Origin of the sequence: Paenibacillus ferrarius, from assembly GCF_002027705.1 — a bacterium.
Lineage (GTDB): Bacteria > Bacillota > Bacilli > Paenibacillales > NBRC-103111 > Paenibacillus_E > Paenibacillus_E ferrarius.
Map to the genome: position 1 here is coordinate 37,857 of NZ_MBTG01000020.1, position 20,083 is coordinate 57,939.

A 20,083-nucleotide genomic window follows, 5' to 3' on the forward strand; every position below is an offset into this window, starting at 1 on the left:
ATGAATGCCTCCTATGCTTTCTCACAAAATTTGATAAATCCCCAAAACGCTAAAAACGGTATTGCCATCAATAGGAGTATTGTCACATCGTTGTACATAGAGCACCTCCTTCAAGTTAGAGATGATATTAAAAATTTGACATCACCATTTTTAGAATAGATCACATAGTCCGCGCCCAGCCCTTTGTAGATCAATCTGGGATTAACGCTTTGCGTAATCACATAGATAGGTCTGGATGTCAGGCTTCGACATAATTGGATATACCTGCAGCACAGCGGCAAGCTCTCCTCGAATAGAATGACGGTTCCGATCGGATAGTCGGGAATGAAGAAGGTTTCCGGTTTCGACGTATCCACTTGCATAATTTGCTTCACTCCCTGCCTTTCCAGCTCGAGTCTTTCCATCTTGTTGTTGGTCAAAGCAATAAAAGGAAGGCCAGCCAGCTTCACCAGCTTCATAAAGTCCTCGCCTGCCTTGGTTGGCGCAGCTATCAGCAAAAAATCGCTTTGCATGTCGATCACCGCCCCCTTTCCTGAATCATTGTAACGCCGAACCGTATAAAAATGAGGTAAAGAATCAGTAGCCAGCGTATAAAAAAAACATAAAAATCAGCCTGATTCCCCAGCAGCCGCTCATGAAAAAAAGAGCACCTCCTCGCTAAATACGCAGAGGAAGTGCTCTTTTTAGAAATCCTAGAAAGAAATATACGTCTGTGAATGGTCGAATAAATAAGTGCGGTTCCCTGGGAAGCTTCGTTCTTTTTTGCCTGCAGCCGAGTGTTCGAGCTTATCGAATAGATCCATCAAAACGGATTTCATGAGATGTGCCCGAACCGTTCCCCATGCCACTTCTTTCTGATGAATGTACACCAAACCATCCTCAGGCGTAAGTCCTTTGAGCTTTTGGAATACAATAGCCCATTGCACGAAATCCCCTTTCAGGCTCTCGCAAGGAATGACGAATTCCCCTAAACCATTAGTTCCGAGATTAGTTGAAATCGTCAGCAAACCGCAATGGCAGTCATTGCTATGACCGGGCTGCAGCTGATCCGACAGTTCGCAGTCAAATCGGAAACATTCGATACGGGTGATCTTGCACGCCTGAGTAAGTTTGGTGGTACATTCCTCTTTATCGAGTACAGACAGGGGTTCGGGATACATAATCAATTCACTCTCCTTCAATATATGAACAATAAAAAAAGCCTAATTGCAGAGAATCTCTACCCTCAGGCTTCTTTGCAGCGCCTTGAAACAAACTGTGAAGTTGTTGAGACGAATCTTACTCCTTTCAGCCATTGTTGTAAAACGTGGCGAAGTATCCTATTTATTATTTTTCGAGGCATTTGAATGAATGGAAGCGCATCCAAATAAAATTTGCATTAATTTTACTCGTTGATTCTCCCGTTTACTCCCATTTTCAGCATTTTTATTTCATTTTTATAGGTTGCTCTCGTTTCTTTACCCCCTTTTTATGCCGTTCTCCTTTACGATGATTTCAAGCATGTGAGAGCAATACCCTTAAACCAGTCAGAAGGAGATAATGCCATGGCTTCCTCTCGCCAATGTTATTTAGGAATCGTTCCCCACCTGCTAAATCCGATCCATTTGGCTTACGAATGGTTTGGTGTTGTATGGCTGGAAGAGGAGCATCAATTCCCTGTGATTATCGGCTATTGGTTCGCTAACGAAAAAACCGAAATCTTAGAGAATGTGAAACTATCCGGCTGCAGCCAATGGGTCGAAGTATCCAATCACTATATCCTCATGAATATGTATCAATCCATCCGCAAGAAACAAAGCGACGAAGATTGGAATCATCGCAGCCGCTTATCGATCCGAACGATGTTCACATCACCTTGGAAAGAAGCATCCCCAGGGTTGTATATCATCAAATCCCGGAATACCTACCCCCTTCATGCTTCAGCCGTGCTGAAAAAGAAGTTCTTTGTATGGCTGGAACACACAGCTGTATGTGAAACGGAAGAGGAGTTTCGTGCTTTCATGGGACGAGTACATGCAGAGCACCAAGACATGCAAGAGCACCAAGACATGCAAGAGCACCAAGACATGCAAGAGCACCAAGACATGCAAGAGCACCAAGACATCCAGAGCACGAAGACATGCAGAGCGCGAAGACATGCAGAGCACGAAGACATGCAGAGCACGAAGACATGCAGAGCACGAAGACATGCAGAGCACCAAGATATAGCACGAAAAAGAGGCTTTCTCCAGGCGAAAGCCCACCTACCTCAAGACTCACTTTAGCCAATCCTCTCAGCAGGAAGCGCGAAATCCGTCTCCACACGATGGCAATGCGATTCGCATTGGCTTTGATTTTAGTACCATGTACTTTCACAATATAGCCTGTGTGTAATTTGGCCTGCGCTCGAGTTGGTAGGGGACTTCTCGCCTGCCGGACCTCTGTCTGGCGTTTTTGGCAATTGGAATAACTCAAATCGTAAAATTCCTGCGATTATGCATCTTTTTGTTCTTGAAATAACCTAAATCGTGAAATTCCTGCGATTATACATCTTTTTAAGGCCTTTTCTTCATTTCTGGGTGAAAAAGCTTAAAAAGCCTGCACTTTGGCAGGCTTTCAGAATCAGCGACAATGTGCCTCACTTCAATGAAGAACCCAGGGCCAAATAAACGGGGGGCTACTTGAGCTACTTAGGCTATTTGGGCTACTCAGGCTACTTGAGCTACTTGAGCTACTTAGGCTACTTGGGCTACTTGGGCTACTTGAGCTACTCGGAGCTACTCAGACTGCTTTGACTACTTGGGCTACTTGAACTATTTTGGCTACTTGAGCTACTTAGGCTATTTGGGCTTCTTGAGCTACTTGAGCTACTCGGGCTACTCGGGCTACTTCGACTACTTGAGCTACTTTGACTACTCGGGCTACCTGGACTACTCGGGCTACTTGAGCTACTCGGGCTACTCGGGCTACTTGAGCTACTTTGACTACTCGGGCTACTTCGGTTACTCGGGCTACTTGAGCTACTCGAGCTACTTGGGCTACTCGGGCTACTTGAGCTACTCGAGCTACTTTGGCTACTCGGGCTATCCCACCTCAAGGGATAATCCCTTTTTTTACTAATTCACTCGGCGCTGAGAGACCATCGATACCAGCTCTCCGCGTTGGTTTACGACAGAAAATCTTGCACCCGCTGCTTGAACGTTTCTCTGCCTTGGTACCCATGATACAAGCGGTTGTTCACGATGAGCGAATTCCCAAAGAAGAATCGCTCGTAAACCGTCTGTCTGCCGCCAAATGCGCTGACGCTCAGCTCCCACGCCAGCCTGGATAATTGCACATTCTCTTTGGCATCCAGGCCTATGCCTTTCAAGTACCGATCCAATTGGCCATGGATTTCGCTGTCGAAATCTTTCTCATCCGGGATCATGATAAGCCCGCTTGAGCCAATTAACTGAATGATTTCAATCATACGGGGATATATTTTCGGAAAATACGCATTAGCGGCAAGCAGCGGCTTCCGATTGGGAAGCATGCTGCCCCACCGATCGAGAGCCGCGCCCTTCTCGGCGGCAAGCTGCAGAGCCTTGAGCGTTTCCAAGGCGATGATAACCTCCGTCACCTTCTCAACCACATGCTCATGTCTCTCCAGTCCGGCGGCTTCGACCATTGATTCAATAGTTCCGAGCAGAAACTCCGTTTTGGCGATGTTTTTGCACATAATCTGTGTGCTGGCATGGGTAAAGAAACGGCTTTCGTCGAAGAATCGGTACGCCAACTCCTCATTCCCGCATATAAAGACCCGATCCCACGGGACTAGCGCATCATCGAAGATGACAAGCGTATCCATCTCCTCAAAGCGGGAGCTTAGCGGATAATTAAACGTAGATTCTCCGCCTACGAAGCTTTCCCGGCAGATGAACCGGACCTTAGGCAGGTTGCTCGGCACAGCAAATGCAAATACAAAAGGATTCTCCTCATCCCCCTCACAAGGAAGCGGTGTTGGATACACAAGAATTTCGTCCGAGGTGGCCCCTTGCGTATCTAATAGAAAAGCTCCGCGGATCACGATGCCATCTTTATTCTTTTCGATAACACGAGCGGCAGACGGCTCTTCAAAAAACTTCATAAAGCTCGGCCATCTGCTTGCCTTTGGTTGGATAAACACATGCGAAAGCGTGATGTCATTTTCACGGCAATAGGCATAGTACTGTCTCAAATTCGAAGCATATTGCGGGTTTTCCTCTTCAAGATAACCTGCCGCGGAAGCGAACGCCATTAGGGATGTATTCATATAATCGGGGGCGCGGCCGAGAAAACCGTGATGCGTATTCGCCCAAATCTGCATCATCTCTCTCCTTGCAGCAAGATCCTTCTTCGTCTTAGGCTGCAAGAAGGATAGCCCGACCGGATCTCCTGTGAGCGGCGAAGCATACGACATTTTGGCTTTCAATTTGTCCTCCAGCTGCATATCATACATGGCTGATTGAGTCGTCATAAGCCCCTTGAACGCTTTATGCTCCGATATCTCCCCCTTCACCTGCTCACCCGCTAACCAGATCTCAGGTAAATTCTTATTTATTCGTTCAATATACTGACCTCCATTTTTCACTGGCATTGTACACTCGCCTCCTTGATTCACTGTGTTACTGTATTCAAATCAAGGCTGCTTTGCATGAACGAATGCCTAATAGGAAGCTAATTCATGGAAGAAACTGGTCGACTGTCCGTTCCAGCTATTTTTTCAAATGGTAAGGAACTGTCGTTACGACTAGATTCCGTCGATACAGCAGGAAAGCGCGAATCAACAAGCTGGACTGGTTATGGAGGATATTGTGCCAGCTTTTCTTGGGAATAAACTGCGGAATCAAGACGGTTACCCGGAAATTGGCTTCATTCGCTTTATGTTCAACGGTGTCTATGAATTTCGTCAAGGGATGAATAATGCTGCGATACTGGGAATGGAGCGTGACTAATCGGACATCCGGCTGCCAAGTCTGCCATTTCTCTTCGAATTGCTTCTCCGCATCCCGATCAAAAGCAACATAGACGGCAATAATCTGGTCCGGTGAAAGCGATTTTGCATAATTCAAAGAATTTTCCACAACATGCGTAATCCCCGCAACAGGCACGATCATGATATTGCCTTCGATAGGAATCGTCGGTTCACAGGTGGTGATACGCAGCTGTTCGCCGACAGCCTCATAATGTTTTTTGATTCGATGGAAGATGAACACAATCAAAGGCAGGAAGATTAAGACCGCCCACACCTGACCGAATTTGGTTAAAAAGAAAATCATCATAACCGTAAAGCTAATCAAGGCTCCAACCAAATTAACCGTTAATTTCAGCACCCAGCCTTTGGGCTTCTCACGTATCCACTTGACCAGCATTCCTGTTTGAGCCAGCGTAAAGGGAATGAATACCCCAACGGCGTACAGCGGGATCAGATGTTCCGTTTTCCCTTTGAAGGCGATGATCAGCAGGATGGACGCTACCGCCAGAAAAATGATCCCATTGGAATAACCTAATCGGTCTCCCCGAATGGTGAACATTCTTGCGATGAATTTATCTTTGGCCAAATTAACAGCCAGCAGCGGGAATGCCGAATAGCCCGTATTCGCGGCGAGCACGAGGATCATGGCTGTAGTCCCCTGGATGAAATAATACATCACATTACGCCCAAACGTCTGAGAAGCTATCTGAGAGACAACCGTTTCCTGCGCTTTGGGAGCAATGCCGTAATAATAAGCCAGATAGACGATTCCCGAGAATAAAATCGCCAGCAAGAGCCCCATCGCCATTAGCGTTTTGGAGGCATTATTCGGACCGGGATCTTTAAAGTTGGGAATTGCATTGGAGATCGCTTCGACACCGGTTAAGGCGGAACTCCCTGACGCAAAGGCTTTTAGTAGCAAAAATAAGGAAATACCAGCAACAGGAGTACCCAAAGAGGCATGTAAATCCGGTGCCACATTTCCCATTAGGATGTGGTATACGCCTACGATAATTAAGATGATCAATGCCAAGATAAACAAGTAGACCGGATAAGCCAGTATGGAAGCTGATTCTGTAATCCCCCGCAAATTCAAGATCGTTATGAACACAACGAGGATAACAGCGATCTCGACATTGTAAGGATGCAGGTGCGGGAAGGCTGAGGTTATGGCATCCGTCCCCGCGGAAATACTGACCGCAACGGTTAAGATATAATCGACTAATAAGGAACCTCCCGCAATCAACCCTGCGTTCACACCGAGATTTTCCTTCGATACGACATACGCCCCGCCACCATGCGGATAGGCGAAAATAATTTGACGATAGGACAAGATAAGCGCAAGCAAAAGAATGAGTACGCCAACAGCAATCGGAATCGTATACCAGAAGGCTACTGCGCTCACGGTAATCAAAACAATGAGTATTTGTTCGGGTCCATAGGCAACCGAAGATAAAGCGTCTGATGAGAGAATGGCTAAAGCCTTCGTTTTATTCAGCTTTTGCTCCCCTAATTCGTTAGACTTTAAAGGCTGACCGATTAAAAGCCTCTTTAATGCATACCACATATCAACACCGCCATCCTTAATAAGATCACCTTAATAATACCCCATTTATGAGAAAAGGAACCAAAAATTAATGACCTTAGAATTATCCCCTTACACCAATCGGATGTGTGATAAAATGGGAAATGCAACTTGATACATCAGTCTACCTGTTGGATGGTGAATACAGTGATCGATCGATTCCCTGCAATTCGGCATGCCACTTTTCGGGAGCTGTCTCCGAGCGTGCATTGGGCACAGATGCATCAGCGAACGCCTCAGTTCAAATGGTCACGACGCATGTATGATTATGAGTTCCTCTATGTCATGCAGGGGGACATTCGAGTGACCTTGCTTGGCGAGTCTTTCCTCGTTCCCGCGGAACATCTGTTGTTTCTGCCAGCCAGCGTGCATCATAGAATTGAAATTCTGACAGAGCCTTGTGTGCAGCTGCTAGGCATCCATTTCGATTTCTTCAATGATTTGCACATGAAACAGGAAGAGCTTGTCGTCGATGAGAGCAATCCCTATGAAGAATCCTTCTGTGCGATGCCTTATATAGAAGGCAACCCGATTCTGCCCTTCCGATATGCGATTCATCTGCCCCCGGCTATCGTTTCGCTAATGGAGGCCATGATTCAGGAAACGAATGAGCAGAAGCAAGGCTACGAAATGATCTGCAATGGGCTTATGCTGCAAATGCTCACGCTGCTAATCCGCCATCATGATGAAACCAACCGGGTCCATCACCCCAAATATCAAGAAAGCTTACATCATTTAGCCCATGAACTGAAAACGCATTATCGAAGAAAGTGGACCAATGTCGAGATGGCCGCTTTCATCAATGTTCATGAAGACTATATGAGTAAGCTGTTTAAAGATAGTATGGGCATGAGTCCCAATAAATATCTGCAATCCATTCGCCATCAGCAAGCCAAGCGGCTCCTTCGCGAAACCGATGATAAAATCGAAGCCATCGCGATGGAAATCGGCTATGAGGACTTTCACTATTTCAGCCGGATGTTCAAAAAGTGGGAAGGCATTTCCGCGCAGCAGTACCGCAAATTCTCGCAAATGATTTAATTACACCTGACTTTTGCGAAAGTCGGACGGATAGCTCGAGCAATTCTCTACGAACAGCTTGGTGAAATGCCGCGTGCTGTAATAGCCCACCTTCTCCGCGATTTGCTTCACCTGCAAATTCGTGTTGAGCAGCAGTTCCTTCGCTTTCAGCATGCGGATATTCGTCAAATATTTCACAAACGGTGTTCCTGTTTTTTTATGAAACTGCGTGCTTAAATAGTTGGCGGAAACGTTCAGTTGATGGGCAATTTGGCCAATCCCGACATCATCCATATAATGCTGCTCGATATACTGGACGACATGTTCAATGAAATCAGCCGTGACCGGCTCTCTTGGCTTAATTTCAAGCAGCCGAAGCTCCCCTAAGCTTCGCAGCTCATGGATAACCTCATCTTCAGAGGAGGGTCCTGTCATCCGAATGCCAAGAGCATGCTGCATAAATAGCTGAACCGCCTGTTTGGTTTGATCCATAGTCAGCCGTTGATCCTGCTGAAACAATATTTCCATTTCACCAACAGCCGTCTGGTAATTCAAGTAAGCTCTGAAATGCAGATGGTGCTTGATCGAGCAGAACAGTTGGCTGACTTTAACTTTCGCTGGAACGCTCGCTTCTGCTTCCAATTCCTCATAACCCACACGCCGCCCAATTCCGCAGATAACACGAAGATGACTCCATTGCCCAAGCTGAACTAGCTGCATATTTAACGACTCAAAGCCGTGGCAATCCCTGGTCTGCAAGATCGTAACGGCCGTTCCCTCCCGCTGGTAGCTCTGAGCAAGCTCATCCAACGCGCCGAAGAAGTGCTGCATCTGATCCCTACAGTCTACGCCTTTCGATGGATCCCAAGAACCGATTGCGGCCATATCGCCACTTGGCAGCGAAACGACTGCGAAATTCATGCCGTATACAAGCTGGCGGTTCATTCGCAAGCGCAGCTCATCATAGAAGACACACATCAGGTCCGACAGTGCTCTTCCCGTCATCGTGGTATCAAACAAACAAATCGCGCCAACAAACCAGCCTTGTATGAAGACGCTGTCCAGTTCCTCGAATTTCAGAGACGTGAGCCCATTACAGAGTGCAAACAAGCTATTCTCAAATTGCTGATTCAGCATGCGGATGAACTCTTTGTTATCCTTTGCCGTATTCGTCAAGGCACGCTCTAATTCAACCGGATTGATGGGCTTCAGCAAATATTCGGACGCCCCCAGCTTCACAGCCTCCTGCGCGTAGCTGAAGTCTGAGTAGCCGCTCAGAATAATCCACTTTGTACATGGAGAAATAATTTTCCCCAGGCGCATGGCCTCAAGGCCACTCATCCTCGGCATGCGAATATCAATAATCGCTACACTTGGCTTATGTTCTTGGACCAGTTCCAGCAATTCTTCTCCATTGGATGCTTCCCCCACAAGATCCCATGAGGTCTCTACTTCCTGAATCATAATTCGGATACTAGCCCTAATCAGATGCTCATCATCTGCAATGATAAATTTCATGCTCGCTTCACATCCTTTAGAGGAATAAGGATCAGGACCGTCGTTCCCTCATTCTGCTTACTGCTAAGCACCATAGAAGCGCCCTCGAAAGATAACTGTAAGCGCTCTCTAACATTGCGAATCCCCAAACCCTCTCGCGCTGCCGCCGAGTCATAACCTACACCGTTATCACTGATTTCGATAAGGACAACTCCTTCCTCCTGACCGTTATCCATCATCGGCTGAAAGTGAATATCCATGCGCAGCTCACATACATGATCACACGGCTCAATCCCATGAATAATGGCATTCTCCACGATCGGCTGCAGCAGCAGCTTGGGAATTCGGATTGAAAGCGCGTTGGGATCGCAGCTGATATGCACCTGCATCCTTTCCGCGAAACGAACCCTTTGCAGACTGCAATACTTATTGATAAATTCAATTTCCTCCTGCAGTTGGGCCCAGTCATTATGCTCTAGCGTGTATCGCAGCATGCCGCTCAAAGAGAGAATAGCGCGTTCGAGCTGCATGCTTTGTCCCGTACGATTCAGCCCAATAAAGCCATTCAGCGTATTATATAGAAAATGAGGCTGAATCTGCGATTGCAGCGCCCGATATTCGGCATTTCGTTTGCCTAGCACGGCCTTATATTCCCGATCAATCAGCTCTCCGAGCTTCGAAATCATCGTATTCAGATTCATGCCTAACTGCGAAATTTCATCGTTGCCTTTGACGTGATAGGCGGTTGTTAGATCTCCGCGCTGCACCCTTTTCATCACTTGAATCATCTGCTTAAAAGGAGTCACGATCCAATGGGATACCGTGAAATACAGGAAGAGCGCGATCAGCAGACCGCTCGCTGCGAAAGCAAATCCCAGCCAATACACGCCCTGCAAATGGGCTTGGAGGAACGCCTCTGGCGAGAGAATGGCAATCGACCATTTGGAGCGGCTGATCGTTTCGCGGACGACCGAGTAGGATGCATCCGCCGCTGTCACGGTATGACTGCCCGAGGCGACCTGCTGCTGCAGCTCCGGGGAAATTGGATGATTCGCGTAGATTAACTGCTGATTATCGTCAAGAATAACCACGATAGCCCCAGCACTGAGCCGGATGCCCTTCATCATTTGATCCAAAAGCACCGAATCGGCATCCGCCATAATGATGCCCAGCGGACGGCTGGAATCAGGGTCCTTGATGAGGCGAGCGACAGAGAACACCTCGGTGCCTGCAAGATTTAAATAGTTCTGTTGATGGACACCTGTGAAAGCTACGTTCCCATCTGCCTTGACCGCCTTCTGATACCAGATCTGCTCCGCAAACGGAAAGCCTTTGACCACTTGATCCGAGTAGCTGTTGGGCGGTGTAATATAAACAGAACCATCCATCGGCAGAAGAATGGTTCCCAGTATGTCTTTGCGCATATTTTTCAAATAATTCGGCAGCGTTTTATTGAGCATTTCTTCCGCTTCATACTGCTCGAATGGCGTTAACTGATTCCACTGCGACGTGGATTTCAGCTTCAAAGCGCGCATAACCTCGTTGTTCAAATACGGGGTAACCGTCATGCGTTCCAAGTCGTCCAGATACGTTTGAATATCAAACGTTAGAGCCGTCAAAGTCCCCTCCAGCAGAGAGGACTCCTGTTCTTTGATCAGATGAAGATAATAGGAGGGCAGCTGAGTCACAATACCGACAATCGGGATCACAATCGTGATGAAAAAGAGCAGTGATAAGCGCAGTCGAATGGATTGCCTGATGGTATCCCCTCCCAAAGTTATCCACAGCTAACCTTTAATGGCCCCAGAAGCAAGCCCGGAAACGAAGTACCGCTGCAAAAATAAATACACAATCGTCATCGGAATCGCTCCCATGAAGGAGCCGGCTGCGACCCAACCGACATTGCTCGTGTATTGACCGAAGAAGGTAGAAAGCGCTACCGTAATCGTCCGCATTTCCGGCTTTTGCAGGAAGAAGATCGAGAACTGGTAATCGTTCCATACGGCGACACCCGACAAAATAATAACCGTCGCCGTTACCGGCTTAAGCAAGGGCAAAATGACCGTGAAAAACAATTGAAACCGCCCCGCCCCATCAATCATCGCAGCTTCGTCCAAATCCCGAGGAATCGTACTAATGAAGCCGGTGTACAAGAAAATCGTCATCGGCAGATTAAAGGTAATGAACAGCAGAATGATGCCCCAATATTGATTCATCCCGCCAATATCTACCATAAACTTATACAATGGCACCAAAATAGTCAATGGGGGAACGATCAAAGCAGATACGAAAACAGCATAGATGAATTTGTTCCACGTCGTCTGGCGCCGAGCAAGCGGATAGGCCGCAATAGAGCCGATGACGACAATCAAGATAACCGAGATGATCGTCACGATAAAATTGCTGCGGAACGCATCTCCCAGATGAGCTTCCCGCCAGGCATCTCTGAAATTGTCGATATAGAAGTAGCCAGGCATCATCCATTTGGAGCTGACATCATCGAACGCTTTGAGCGACGTCGTGATGAGAATATAGAAAGGCAGGATGTGGATCAAGCAGATAAGCAGGGAAAAGATAGTGAGCCACGTCTTCTTTGTCATTAGGCATTGACCTCCCTTTTTCTCAGGAATAAGAGGGCTGAGATACTTACGATGGAGATCATAATAAACATTAGAATACCGATCGTTGCGGCATATCCGGCATCCTCGCGACCGAAATAAAGCAAGTACATAATGGAAGATAACGAAGCCGAGGCATAACCCGGACCACTGTTGGTCAAAGCGACAATCACGTCGAATAGTTTCAGGCCGCCAATCAGATTAAGCACCATGCTGACGGTAAAAGCAGGCGCGATGAGCGGCCATGTCACATGGAGGAACCGCTTGACAGCTCCCGCTCCATCAATCGTTGCGGCTTCATAATAATCCTTGGGAATCGACTGCAGCCCCGCCAAATATAACACCATTGCAATCCCCAAATACTGATACGTATTGACGAAGGTAATAATCCAAACGTTGAGGTTCGGATCTCCCAATAAATTGGACGGCTGATCGGTGAACAAGAGAATAATGTCATTGATCGCCCCGCCTTGATACTGGAAGAAAAAGTACCAAATATACCCCATAATCAACGAACTGATAATGACTGGCAAATAGATGACCGTACGGACGAGTCCTCGGGTTCGAATGTTCATATTTAAGAATAAGGCGTAGAGCAATCCAATGATATTTTGAAAAACGGCGCTGCCGATGCCATAGATAGCCGTATTTCGGATGACTTTGAGAATTTCTGGATCCTGAAACATCCGTTTATAGTTTTCGAAGCCGATCCACTTATAGCCTTGATTGTACCCATCCCAATTGGTAAACGAAATTTTAATGCCTTTGAAAAACGGATAAAAAATAAAAATGAAAAATAAGAGCAGCGCCGGAATATAGAGCAAATTCAATAAAGCCCCATTGCGAATCATACGCCCCATTACCGTCGTTGACTTTCGTTCCAGCTTAGCCTGTGCCAGCACAGTCCTTGGTTCCGCCATGTGAACACCATCCTCCTTCGTCGAATAGGAAGAAAAGGAGGGTGGCTGTCACCCTCCCTCATCTTGCTATTACTGATTGCGCAGACGTAAATATTCGGATTTCATTTTATCGGAGAATTGCTGTGGAGAAACGGTACCGGCTAATAGAGCCACACCTGTTTTGCACATGACATCCCACATCCCGTTCGGCAGGTACACCCGGTCAAAATAAGGGAATACGCGAACATTCTCAAATTGTTTGTAGTACTCCGAAAATTCATGTTTGGACGCAATATTTTTCAGCCCGGAAGGCAGCTTCGTCGCATTGGCGATCTTGGACATATTGTCCGGCTTCGCAAAGAAGGCGATCAGTTTCTTGGATTCCGCCAAATGCTTGCCGTCTTTCCAAGCGCCCATCGTGTAGCGCTCACCGCCGGAGAAGGATTGGCTGTCGCCATCCACCATAGACGTTAAAGGCGCAATGCCGATTTTGGCATTTTTATTATATTTGTAGACTTCATCTGCGAAGGACGGCGCTCCGAAGACGAAGGCTACCTTGCCTTGAGCGAACAGCTGAGGCATATCGCTGTATTTGGCTGTCAGCACATCTTTGTTGATGTAGCCTTTTTTGTTCATATCTTGCAGCTTTTGCGCAAGCGGTGTCCATTTGTTCCAGTCGAACGTACCGTCGAGCAGTGTTTTGGCATCATTCGTTGCCGGGCTGATGTACATAGAGGTCGCATAGAGGTCGGAGAAGCCGCCGATCATCCCATTATCCACGCCAGACATGAAGAACGGTGTCACGGCATTGTTGCTGGAGGTTTTGATTTTCTCGGCAGCCGCCATCAGTTCATCGAATGTTTTGGGCGGTTGAATGCTGTACTTTTCAAGAATTTCCGCATTATAGGAAATGCCGTCCTTCGCTTCGCTCATAACGAGCGCTTCGACTTTACCGTCTTTATCCGTAACGACCGGCTTAATCGTGTCCGTCATATCTTTGGCCCAAGGCTCGTCGCGCAGATCGGCCAAATATTTGCCATAACGGATAATGGCCCAGCCATGCGTATCGAAGACGTCCGGCAAATCATTAGCCGCCATTTTAACCTTCAGAATATTCTCGTATTCCGCACCTGGGAATTGAAATTCAACGGCAATGTTCGGATTTTCTTTTGTAAAATCAGCAGCGATGCCTTTCATCATTTCTTGATTCGGCAGCTCTGTAATGGTGCTGTAGACAGTTAGCTTTAATTTATCCCCACTCGGTTTCGCATCAGGTGTCGTAGTTGTCGCTGCTGTTGTTGGTGCCGCCGTGCTCGTATTGCCTTTGTTGTCTGTCGTCGTCGTCCCTGAACTTGGTCTGCTGGAACAACCCATAAGGACAATAGAGATTGTTAAGATCACGGCCATAACACTTAAAAATGTTTTTTTCATGTGCACGAATCCTCCCTTTTCATGAATCGACGTGATGATACTGACTGTATTTAACTATACATTTTGTATCACATTCTAATCATATCAGGTTTGGTTGCGCTTACAAGTGTAGTAAATCTACGCTGGAAGCGCTATTTTTTATGCGAGGACCTTCACGCTGACAACGACCTGCTTATGCTTACGAGAGCTGCTTGAATTGGGGAAGCCATGCCTGATTAGCTGCGAACATCTCGTCGACCATTGCCTTAATTTCGGCTAGACTGAGCACTGCGGAAGTTAGAGGGTCAAAGCAAATCGCGTGAAAAATGCAGCGTGGGTCTCCCGTAAGCGCCCCTTGAACCGCCAGCTCCTCACAGCGTGCGCTTGTATTCACAAGCACAGCCAATTGGTCAGGGAGTGCGCCGACGTGAATCGGGCTTAGACCTCCCTTAGAAGCAAGCACCGGCACCTCCACACAGCAGCCTTCCGGTACATTGTCAATAAGACCGAAGTTCCGCACATTGCCGTTGAATTCAAATAAAGTCCCATCGCCAATCGTTGCGTTGAAAATATAGGAGGCATATTCCTCGCCCCGCTGAAGGTCTATCGGGCTATCCCGCCATGCCTCCATCTGCTCATGCCAATTCCCGTTCAGCTTCTCGGCATACGTAATGATTTCGCCATAACGGCCGGGATTCCAACCAGTACCATGGGTACAATATTTCTCAATCAAATCCGGGCGTTTCCGGAACCAAGCATTATACTCCGAATTATGACCGCTGGATTCTGTCACATAATAGTCCAAATGTAGAAACATTTCATTGCGGACCTGTTCCTCATTGTAGATCTCAGGTCGTTTCGCAACCGCCTCTCTGATCAGAGGGTAGGCGTCTTTCCCCTTCCATTTGTAATCCAAATAGAAGGCTTGATGATTAATCCCTGCGCACCGGTAGGTGATCTCTTCCATGGGAGCGCCAATCCAGCCGGCGAGCATAGCCGCCGTTCCTTGAACGCTATGGCACAAGCCCGTTACCTGGACTTTGCTTTCACTTTGCATCGCGCGGACGAGCATGGCCATCGGATTCGAATAATTCAGGAAGATCGCTTCAGGGCAATAGCGCTCAATATCCCGGCAAATATCCAGCATCACAGGTACGGTGCGCAGAAAGCGAAATATGCCGGCCGGACCGCGGGTGTCGCCGATATTGATATCGACGCCATATTTCTTCGGAATCTCAATATCCGTGCGCCAAATTGCCAGATCGCCAACCAGAATCGTGCAGACGACTCCGTGAGCACCTGTCAGCGCTTCCGCCCGATCAGTCGTTGCTTCTACTTGAGCTTGGTACGCTCCGGCAGCAATAAGGTTATCCACAGCGGTCTTGGCAAAAGCCAGTCGTTCCGGATTTATATCCATCAACGCAATCGTGCAGTCTTCAAAGGCTGGAAATGTGAGCAAATCGCGAACCAAATTTTTGGTAAAGACCAGGCTGCCTGCGCCAATAAACGCAATCTTCTTCATAGGGTCTCACTCCTCATCACCATAATCGTTACCGCGAGCTGATGCCGCCATCCACCGTTAATTGCTGCCCTGTGATTTGATCTGCGAAATCCGACGTCATGAAGACCGCCGCTGAGGCGATGTCATCTCCGGTTTGCATTCTGCCCATCGGCATCCGTGAAATGGCCTTCTCCAGTGAATCTCCGCCTTCTCCTGCTGCTGCCAAACGAGCCATCTCCCCATCCGAGGCCACCCAACCTGGGTGGATACAATTCACTCTTACACGCTGCCTAGCAAGCGCACTGGCCAAATTCCGCGTCAGTGTGACGATTCCGCCCTTCGATATCGCATAAGCTAATGTATCCGGAGCACCCGAGGTTGCATGCAGCGAACCAATATTGACGATACTCCCTCCGCCTCTGCTGATCATACCGGGAACCGCTGCTTGGCACATTAAATAAGCACCCTTCAGGTTAATGTCCATCACACGGTCCCAGAACGCCTCATCTGTCTCGGCCAAACGGGCGCGCGGGAAGATGCCTGCATTGTTAACCAAAATGTCCAGCCCGCCGAATTCCTGCTCTGCGTAGGCCACCGTCTTCGCTACCTCGCTTCCCCTCGACACATCACATCGGATGAACCGCGCCGAGCGGCCCAATTGCCGCCACCCCGCAGCTGCCGCTTCGCCCTGTTCATCCACATCCGCGACAACCACGTTCGCCCCATAACTGCCAAATTGCTCCGCAATAGCGGCACCGATGCCCTTCGCTGCGCCCGTCACGAGCACCGTTTTGCCGGCAAAGTTAAAGCTAGCCTTCTCCCTCATCGTGCAGCCTCCTCATCGCTTGACACTAGAACTCATAAGCTCCTTCGCTTGCTGCTTTCTCATAGGCAATTCGCGGTATTTGCGTAGCCAGCTTCCCGCCGCTGATATCGATCATCGTACCGGTGATGTATCCCGCAAAGTCAGAAGCCAGGAAGCAGATCAAATGGGCAACATCGTCCTTCTTCCCCCAATGGCGGAACGTCAGCGTATCCAAGAGCCGCTGCTGCTGAGGTTCCTGTAAATCGGCGAAATGGTTCATATCCGTTGGAATCATCCCTGGCGCATAGCAGTTGACCGCAATGTTCCACGGTCCGAGTTCTCCGGCGAGCACGCGTGTGAACTGCTCCACACCGGCCTTTGACGAAGCATACGCTGCGCTCCCATAGCTCGGAACGATAGCGGCGAAGGAGGCTGCATTGATGATGCGCCCCGATTTTTGCCGTTTCATCACGGGAGCGACCGCTTTGCACATCAGGAAGGTGCCTTTCAGATTGATATCGAAATTCAAGTCCCACACCTCTTCCGCCAGCACATCAATCGGGGCTCCGCCCGCAATACCCGCGTTGTTGACGAGAATATCGATTCGTCCATACTTTTCTACAATCTGATCGATCACTTGCTGAATTTGCGCTGCGCTGCGCACATCACAAAGATACTGGCTGCCTGGATAGCCGTTCAACGCAAATTCGCTGCCTACAGCCGCCAGCAAATCCTCCTGAATATCCGTTATCACCGTAATAACGCCTTCTTGCGCCAGCGTTAGAGCAATTTCCCTGCCAATCCCTCTCCCCGCTCCGGTCACAACAGCCACTTTTCCCGATAGATCAATGTTCACGCCGTCCCTCTCCTCTCAGCCTCCGACTCGTTTCTGAGCGCTGGCGCGCGCCTCCACTACACCACGCATATAGGCCACACTTGTTAGCAATTGCCGCTGCTCGTACGTGATGATGTCATCTTCCGGTGCACCTTTTTCATAAGGAGTCCGCCAATCCCCGATCGGTCTGGCATTGGCATTCACAAACCGCAGAACCCCAGCTAACTGAGCCGCCGAGCGAAGCGGATATTCCGGCCAGTAGTCCTCGCAGAGCACTCTCGTGTGCCTAGCTTCCAAAGCCCCAAGCTCCATCGACATATTCACTTCAGGACAGTAAGACTCAAAGATGTGAAACAGCGCTGGAAAATCAACCACACCCTGCCCCAGCGGGCAGCGCACGAGCCGATACCCTTCGTCGCTCAAATAGGTCCAGTAATCCTTGAGATGCACATGCTTCAGGTATGGAGCGATCCTTCTTGCGAACGAAACCGGCTCCTCCGCCGTTGCCAGTGGGTTGCCTGTATCGAGCGTAATCCCGAAGCTAGGAGAATCAATCTCTTCGCAGAGCCATAACAGCTCCTCGGATGCCAAATCCTGATGATTTTCTACGGCCAGCGCAACACCGGCTTTCTCTGCGGCCCTCGCCGCTTCACCAAGTCCGGACAAGACCTCGTCTAGAAAAGATGTCCAGCGTCCAGCCAGTTTGCGCCGATCACCGCCAAAGTCAGCCCCGCCTACAACCGTGCGGACGATCGGAGCCCCCAGCTGCAGCGCAGCTTCGAAAGCTTGAGAGAGCGGCTTCGGATCGTAACCGCCAGAAGCCACAACGAGATATTGGCCTCCTTCCCGCGCTCGGAGAGCCAAAGATCCGATATTCTCACCCTCCAGCAGCGAAATTGGCAGTTCAATCCCTTGAAGGCCAAGTTCAGCCGCCTGTTCCAAAAGCTGCGAAGCCGTAATGCGTCTGCGGGTAGATTGTGGATGAATGCCCATCATAAACGTAGTGCCATAGACAGCAAGACCGAGTTTCATGATCGCTCACCTTTTCCTCATTAGTCTTCCGTTTGGATAAAATCCTTGCTCTACTTCGCTGTCCATCCGCCATCCACAACCATCGAAGACCCCGTCATGAAGCTCGAGGCTTCCGACGCCAAATAGATTACCGCACCGATAATCTCCTCCGGCTTCCCCCACCGGCCCAACGCGATATTGTCCACGAAAAAGCGGTTCGCCTCTGGATTGTTCATCACGACCGTATTCAGTTCCGTTGCAATCGGTCCCGGGCATAACGCGTTCACCGTAATGTTATAAGGGGCCCATTCCAAAGCAAGAACCTTGGTGAGCTGAATCAAACCGCCTTTGCTGGAACAATATGCGCCTCTTTCCGGCAGCGCAATGCTGCCCAGCATGGAGGACATATTGATCACTCTGCCATATCGCTGGTTCTTCATCGTCTTGGCGACCGCACGGGCGCAAAGAAACGGCGCTTTCAAATTCGTATTCTGCACCAGGTCCCAGCTGGCTTCATCGAAGTCCTCAATCGGCTTGCGGACATTCACACCCGCATTATTGATCAAAATATCAATTCGCCCGAACGCCTCCACAGCCGAAGCCACCATCGCATCAACCTGCTCGGCAATCGTAACGTCAACGGCCAAGCCAAGCGCACGCCGCCCTGTTGACTGTGCGATGGCCTGAGCCGAGGCCTCGGCCTTCTCCTTCTCGCGGCTCGTTACGATCACATCAGCTCCCGCTTCGGCCAAAGCTTGCGCCATCACAAGCCCCAGTCCCCGTGTTCCGCCCGTAATTAAAGCGACACGGCCATCCAATCGAAACAGTTCCAGACTCATGGCGCAGCTTCCCCCTTCTCGTGATCAAGCGTTAAAAGAATTTTGGCTATATTCCCGGGGTTCTGGATGAGTCGTTCGAAACAAGCACCCCCTGTTTCTAGTGGAGCAAGCAGTGTCCAAGGCGACAGGCTGACACGTCCTTCACTAATCCACTGCAGCGCCGTCTCAAAGTCGTCCGAATGGTACGCGAATGCGCCCATCAGCTGAATCTCGCTGCGAATGATCATATTAATCGGGAGGCTGCTCTTCTCTTCATGCAGCCCAGTCAATACCACGCGCCCGCCGGGACGCACCGACTCTACGCATAATTGGCGGGTTATCTCCATGCCGACGGCATCAATTGCAGCATCGAACATACTCTTCTCCTCTGAACGGAGAGTGTCCAGACGAGTGGCCGTTACCGCGCCCAGTTCCTTGGCAATCTCCAGCCGCTGCTCGTTGATGTCTATAAGCACGATGTGCTGCAGGCCGTAGACTTTGGCCGCTTGGAGTGCCAAAAGCCCAATGGGTCCCCCGCCCATAATCAAAAGGCGATCCGTTGGCAGCGGTTTCAACAGCTTGCAGATATGTACCGCGCAGGCGAACGGCTCCGTAAAAGCTCCCTCTTCGAAGCTCACATGGTCCTCGAGCGCATAGACATTCCGCTCCGCGACAGCCACATATTCGGCGAAGGCGCCCGGTCGATGCGCCCCGAGCAATTGGCGCTCTGCGCACAGCTGAGCGGCGCCCGTCCGGCAGGCACGACAGCGCCCGCAAGACAGCAGTGGGTTCGCCGTCACACGATCCCCTCGGCGGAACCGGGTGCTTCCTGCTTGCTCGACGATCCCAGCGAATTCATGCCCCATAATGAGCGGCGGCTTGCGCAGGGAATTATGGCCCAAATATCCGCTTAGCTCGGAGCCGCAGATGCCCACCCGCTCAACACGAATAAGCACCTCATCTGTCCCCAGAGACGGAAGATCTACCTCGCGCAGGTTCATGCTGCTAGGTCCTTCATAGACTAAGGCTTTCATGGATGAACACCTCCCTATTTTGTCTTGCGAATCATGGCAAGATCACGGCACTGTTACGATAAGACGGCAAGATCACAG

Annotated in this window: 18 protein-coding genes; 3 read left to right on the forward strand and 15 right to left on the reverse strand. The window is 49.3% G+C overall.

Annotation, left to right across the window (positions count from 1 at the left end; translation table 11 throughout):
- Nucleotides 1-110: 110 nt before the first annotated feature.
- Together BC351_RS21250 and BC351_RS21255 are read right to left on the reverse strand one after the other, a co-directional pair.
- Nucleotides 111-512, reverse strand: coding sequence for a hypothetical protein (locus tag BC351_RS21250; protein WP_244209124.1), 402 nt, complete (start codon nucleotides 510-512; stop codon nucleotides 111-113).
- 180 nt (nucleotides 513-692) lie between these two features.
- On the reverse strand, nucleotides 693-1,160 hold the full coding sequence (locus BC351_RS21255; RefSeq protein WP_079414777.1) for a hypothetical protein: 468 nt from the start codon (nucleotides 1,158-1,160) through the stop codon (nucleotides 693-695).
- Nucleotides 1,161-1,544: 384 nt separating this feature from the next.
- Between BC351_RS21255 and BC351_RS21260 the strand changes: the two genes are divergently transcribed.
- Both BC351_RS21260 and BC351_RS42955 read left to right on the forward strand, forming a co-directional pair.
- Nucleotides 1,545-2,264: a hypothetical protein gene (locus tag BC351_RS21260; RefSeq protein WP_079414779.1), complete on the forward strand. Its 720-nt coding sequence runs from the start codon at nucleotides 1,545-1,547 to the stop codon at nucleotides 2,262-2,264.
- A 568-nt stretch (nucleotides 2,265-2,832) separates the two neighbouring features.
- On the forward strand, nucleotides 2,833-3,099 hold the full coding sequence (locus tag BC351_RS42955) for a hypothetical protein (protein ID WP_208629813.1): 267 nt from the start codon (nucleotides 2,833-2,835) through the stop codon (nucleotides 3,097-3,099).
- 46 nt (nucleotides 3,100-3,145) lie between these two features.
- Here the strand turns inward: BC351_RS42955 and hpaB are convergent, their stop codons facing one another.
- Both hpaB and BC351_RS21275 read right to left on the reverse strand, forming a co-directional pair.
- On the reverse strand, nucleotides 3,146-4,594 hold the full coding sequence (gene hpaB / locus BC351_RS21270) for a 4-hydroxyphenylacetate 3-monooxygenase, oxygenase component (RefSeq protein ID WP_079414782.1): 1,449 nt from the start codon (nucleotides 4,592-4,594) through the stop codon (nucleotides 3,146-3,148).
- 118 nt (nucleotides 4,595-4,712) lie between these two features.
- Nucleotides 4,713-6,539, reverse strand: coding sequence for an APC family permease (locus BC351_RS21275; protein WP_079414784.1), 1,827 nt, complete (start codon nucleotides 6,537-6,539; stop codon nucleotides 4,713-4,715).
- Nucleotides 6,540-6,704: 165 nt separating this feature from the next.
- On the opposite strand from BC351_RS21275, the gene BC351_RS21280 reads away from it, so the two are divergent.
- The gene (locus BC351_RS21280) at nucleotides 6,705-7,598 is read left to right on the forward strand and encodes a helix-turn-helix transcriptional regulator (protein WP_158082180.1); all 894 of its coding nucleotides are present in this window, start codon (nucleotides 6,705-6,707) and stop codon (nucleotides 7,596-7,598) included.
- Here BC351_RS21280 and BC351_RS21285 read toward each other — a convergent pair whose 3' ends face one another.
- The 11 genes from BC351_RS21285 to BC351_RS21335 all read right to left on the reverse strand — a co-directional run bounded on the left by BC351_RS21285 (nucleotide 7,599) and on the right by BC351_RS21335 (nucleotide 20,005).
- Nucleotides 7,599-9,095 carry a response regulator gene (locus tag BC351_RS21285; protein ID WP_079414787.1) on the reverse strand — a complete coding sequence of 499 codons (1,497 nt, stop codon included), beginning with the start codon at nucleotides 9,093-9,095 and terminating at the stop codon, nucleotides 7,599-7,601.
- Nucleotides 9,092-10,849 carry a cache domain-containing sensor histidine kinase gene (locus BC351_RS21290; RefSeq protein WP_079414789.1) on the reverse strand — a complete coding sequence of 586 codons (1,758 nt, stop codon included), beginning with the start codon at nucleotides 10,847-10,849 and terminating at the stop codon, nucleotides 9,092-9,094. Before BC351_RS21290 ends, BC351_RS21285 begins: the two co-directional genes overlap by 4 nt.
- Nucleotides 10,850-10,861: 12 nt before the next feature.
- On the reverse strand, nucleotides 10,862-11,674 hold the full coding sequence (locus tag BC351_RS21295; protein WP_079414790.1) for a carbohydrate ABC transporter permease: 813 nt from the start codon (nucleotides 11,672-11,674) through the stop codon (nucleotides 10,862-10,864).
- Nucleotides 11,674-12,612 carry a carbohydrate ABC transporter permease gene (locus tag BC351_RS21300; RefSeq protein ID WP_079414791.1) on the reverse strand — a complete coding sequence of 313 codons (939 nt, stop codon included), beginning with the start codon at nucleotides 12,610-12,612 and terminating at the stop codon, nucleotides 11,674-11,676. Before BC351_RS21300 ends, BC351_RS21295 begins: the two co-directional genes overlap by 1 nt.
- 69 nt (nucleotides 12,613-12,681) lie before the next feature.
- Nucleotides 12,682-14,022 carry an ABC transporter substrate-binding protein gene (locus BC351_RS21305; RefSeq protein WP_079414792.1) on the reverse strand — a complete coding sequence of 447 codons (1,341 nt, stop codon included), beginning with the start codon at nucleotides 14,020-14,022 and terminating at the stop codon, nucleotides 12,682-12,684.
- 178 nt (nucleotides 14,023-14,200) lie between these two features.
- Nucleotides 14,201-15,523 (reverse strand): alpha-galactosidase, encoded by a 1,323-nt coding sequence (gene melA / locus BC351_RS21310; protein ID WP_079414793.1) that lies wholly within the window; start codon nucleotides 15,521-15,523, stop codon nucleotides 14,201-14,203.
- A 28-nt stretch (nucleotides 15,524-15,551) separates the two neighbouring features.
- Nucleotides 15,552-16,328: an SDR family NAD(P)-dependent oxidoreductase gene (locus BC351_RS21315; RefSeq protein ID WP_079414794.1), complete on the reverse strand. Its 777-nt coding sequence runs from the start codon at nucleotides 16,326-16,328 to the stop codon at nucleotides 15,552-15,554.
- Nucleotides 16,329-16,353: 25 nt separating this feature from the next.
- On the reverse strand, nucleotides 16,354-17,163 hold the full coding sequence (locus tag BC351_RS21320) for an SDR family NAD(P)-dependent oxidoreductase (protein ID WP_079414796.1): 810 nt from the start codon (nucleotides 17,161-17,163) through the stop codon (nucleotides 16,354-16,356).
- A gap of 15 nt (nucleotides 17,164-17,178) precedes the next feature.
- Nucleotides 17,179-18,174 (reverse strand): sugar phosphate isomerase/epimerase family protein, encoded by a 996-nt coding sequence (locus BC351_RS21325; RefSeq protein WP_079414798.1) that lies wholly within the window; start codon nucleotides 18,172-18,174, stop codon nucleotides 17,179-17,181.
- A 50-nt stretch (nucleotides 18,175-18,224) separates the two neighbouring features.
- The gene (locus BC351_RS21330) at nucleotides 18,225-18,992 is read right to left on the reverse strand and encodes an SDR family NAD(P)-dependent oxidoreductase (protein WP_079414800.1); all 768 of its coding nucleotides are present in this window, start codon (nucleotides 18,990-18,992) and stop codon (nucleotides 18,225-18,227) included.
- Nucleotides 18,989-20,005, reverse strand: a complete 1,017-nt coding sequence (locus BC351_RS21335; RefSeq protein WP_079414802.1) for a galactitol-1-phosphate 5-dehydrogenase — start codon at nucleotides 20,003-20,005, stop codon at nucleotides 18,989-18,991. The genes BC351_RS21330 and BC351_RS21335 overlap by 4 nt, the downstream gene beginning before the upstream one ends.
- Between the last annotated feature and the right edge of the window lie 78 nt (nucleotides 20,006-20,083).